Origin of the sequence: Lutibacter sp., assembly GCF_040883305.1 — a bacterium.
Lineage (GTDB): Bacteria > Bacteroidota > Bacteroidia > Flavobacteriales > Flavobacteriaceae > Lutibacter.
The window spans coordinates 1-3,217 of record NZ_JBFLKT010000347.1 but is presented as its reverse complement, the minus strand read 5'-3'; the positions used below and the strand labels follow the sequence as shown (position 1 = coordinate 3,217).

General features: G+C 34.2%; 2 protein-coding genes. Both read right to left on the bottom strand.

All coding sequences use genetic code 11. From position 1 onward, the window contains the following. The coding region (locus AB1Z17_RS11185) for a glycoside hydrolase family 3 protein (RefSeq protein ID WP_368051877.1) at window positions 1–1,759 on the bottom strand (1,759 nt) is incomplete at its 3' end. 41 nt (window positions 1,760–1,800) lie between these two features. Further along, the coding region (locus AB1Z17_RS11180) for a PDZ domain-containing protein (protein WP_368051876.1) at window positions 1,801–3,217 on the bottom strand (1,417 nt) is incomplete at its 5' end.

Genomic DNA, 3,217 nt, shown 5'->3' with positions numbered 1-3,217 from the left:
GATATACTCCATTACCAGGATATGAAATTTCACCAAAATGATGTGCTGAATTGTCCGCTAATTGTACTGGAAAGGAAAAAGGTAATTTTCCTGAAGGATTTATAGCTCCACTAATAACAGATGCTAATGCATTTCCTGCTTCGCTTCCTAAATACCAACCTTGCATAACTGCATTTACTTTAGATAACCAAGGCATTGCTACTGCATTTCCACTTATCAAAACAACACCAATGTTTTTATTCACTTTAATTAATTCATTTAAAAGTGCTTCTTGTCCAAAAGGAAGTCCAAAATCTAGTCGATCTCCACCTTCACAATCTTGATGATGATTTTTATTTAAACCTCCAAAAAATAGCACTATATCCGCTTTTTTAGCGACTTCAATCGCTTCGTTCTTCAATACTTCAGCATCTAATTCTGATGCAATAACTTCACCGTAAGCTGGCGGACCAGAAGCATATCCCATTGCATGTACAATTGTAGCATTTTTATATTTTTCTTGCAATCCTTTAAGTGGTGAAATTTCATTTTTAGCTTTCAATTCTGAAGAACCTCCGCCAACTGTCATTTTACGCGTTGCATTTTCTCCAATAACTGCAATGGTCATTTTTTTTGTTGAATCTATAGGGAAAAATGAATTGCTATTTTTTAACAGTACAATTCCTTCACTTGCCACTTCGCGTGCAACTTCAAGATGTTCAATATTATTAATGCTTCCAAAACCACGATGTTTGTTCATATTAGTTTTAAACATTAAACGCAAAATCCTACGAACTTTATCATCTACAATCATTTCATCTATTTCCCCATCTTTAATCATTTCTAAAAAAGGGTGCGCTAGATAGTAGTTATCATACGCATTTAATGAAGTTGAAGTCAATCCGTCTGTTCCAGTTCCCATCTCCATATCTAAACCATAAATTGCCGCTTCTTTTGTATTATGAGCAGAACCCCAATCTGAAATAACAACCCCGTCAAATTCCCAATCTCCTTTTAAAATTTTATTCATTAATAACTCATGATGCGTTGTATACTGACCTCTAAATTGATTGTAAGCTCCCATTACACTCCAAACCTTACCTTCGGTAACAGCTGCTTTAAAAGCAGGTAAATAAATCTCATTCAATGCCCTATCACTAACTTTAACATTAATATGATTTCTCCATTTTTCTTGATTATTTAATGCATAATGCTTTAAACATGCAGCAACTCCATTTTCTTGAACACCTTGAATATAAGGTACTACCATTTTAGAAGCTAAAAAAGGATCTTCTCCCATATATTCGAAATTACGTCCATTCATTGGAGTTCTATAAATATTTACTCCCGGACCTAATAAAACATCCTTTTCTCTATATAAAGCTTCTTCACCTAAATTTTTTCCATATTTTTTAGATAATGCAGGGTTAAAAGTTGCGGCCAAACAAGTTAGCGCAGGAAAAGCAGTTATAGAATCGTTAGTCCACTTAGCATATCCCCAATTATCCCAATTTATTTCACCTCGAACTCCATGAGGGCCATCAGACATCCAGACTTCTGGAATTCCCAACCGTCCTACTCCGGGTGTTGAAAACTTTGATTGTGCATGGCACATAGCAACTTTTTCTTCTAAAGTTAATAATGAAATAATACTATCAATCTTAAATTCTACTATCTGATTAACTTCACTTTTAACAGTACTCTTTTGAGCATAAATACTTACGTTCATACTTAATAAACCACAAAATATTATAAATACTCTAATCTTTTTTCTACTCATGTTTTTAATTATCCTATTGTAGTTAAAATAGCTTATAACACTTAATTACGTTTTTCATAATCTGGTCGTTTAGGCATTTTAAAACTTTTATCACTATTTAATAATCTTAAAACTTCCTTAATCCCAGCTTCTAATTGTATATCAGTTCCATTAGCTAATTGTTGGAAATCTTCAATAACTTCTATGTCAGGATCCACACCGTGTCCTTCTTTAAACCAAACACCATCAGGATCATACATTCTAAAAGTAGGCATGGTAATACGTCCATTATCAATTAAACTAGGTGCTCCTGAAATTCCAATTAATCCTCCCCAAGTACGAGTTCCAATCAACGGACCAAGACCTCTTTTTCTAAAATAATCTGGAAACGCATCTCCTCCTGAACCACTAAAACCGTTAATAAGCATCACTTTAGGACCAAAATTACCGGAAGGTGGCCATGCCCAATCTTTACCATCTCTAACGGCAAAAAATGCTAAAGGGTCTCTATCTAGTAATTCAATAAATCTGTCAGGTATTTGCCCACCACTATTAAAACGTTCATCTATAATCAAACCTTCTTTATTCATTTGAGCATAAAATTGTCGAATCAACTCATTTTGACCATCACGACCCGTACTACGAACATATATATACCCTATTTTACCATTGGTTGCATCGTCTACCCGTTTGCGATTACTTTCTATCCATGCTAAATGACGCAATCTAGTTTCAGAACCCATAGGCTTAATTATTACCTTTTTCGCTTTTAAAAGTGATGGCATATTATTTACAGTAATTTGTACAGTAGCATCAGCAAGACCTTGCAAAGCAGCCGATATTGGCTTTGTAGTATCAATAGGAAGTCCATTTACAGCTAAAATATAATCTCCTTCTTTAACTGTTACGCCAGGTTTTGCCAACGGTGATCTTACTTCAACATCCCATGGCGCGCCAGAGATTATTTTTTTAATTCTATAATAACCATTTTCTAAACTTATATCTGCGCCCAAATAACCAACATTCATTCTTTTTGCAGGTGTTATATCACCACCACCGGTATATGTGTGAGATGCATTTAACTCTGCAATAAGATCTCCAATAATTATATTTACATCATTGCGTGAATTAGACTGTTCAATTAATTGACCATAACGAATTCTCATAGCATCCCAATCGACACCATGCATATTAGGATCATACAAATAGTCGCGCTCAAATCTCCAAACATCATTAAATAGCTGTTTCCATTCTTCTTTAGGAACAACATTCATAACCATCTTTTGAGTAGGAACTGTCTTATCTATTTTTTGATTCTCTTTAATATCAATAACAGCAAGTTTCCTCCCTTGCATAACAAGTATTTTCTTGCCATTAGCAGCAACACTAAAATTAGATACTTTTGGAATAATAGTTTTTACTTCGCTTTCTTTAAAATCATAATAATCAAGAGACGAAGACGCTTCTCTTGATGCACCT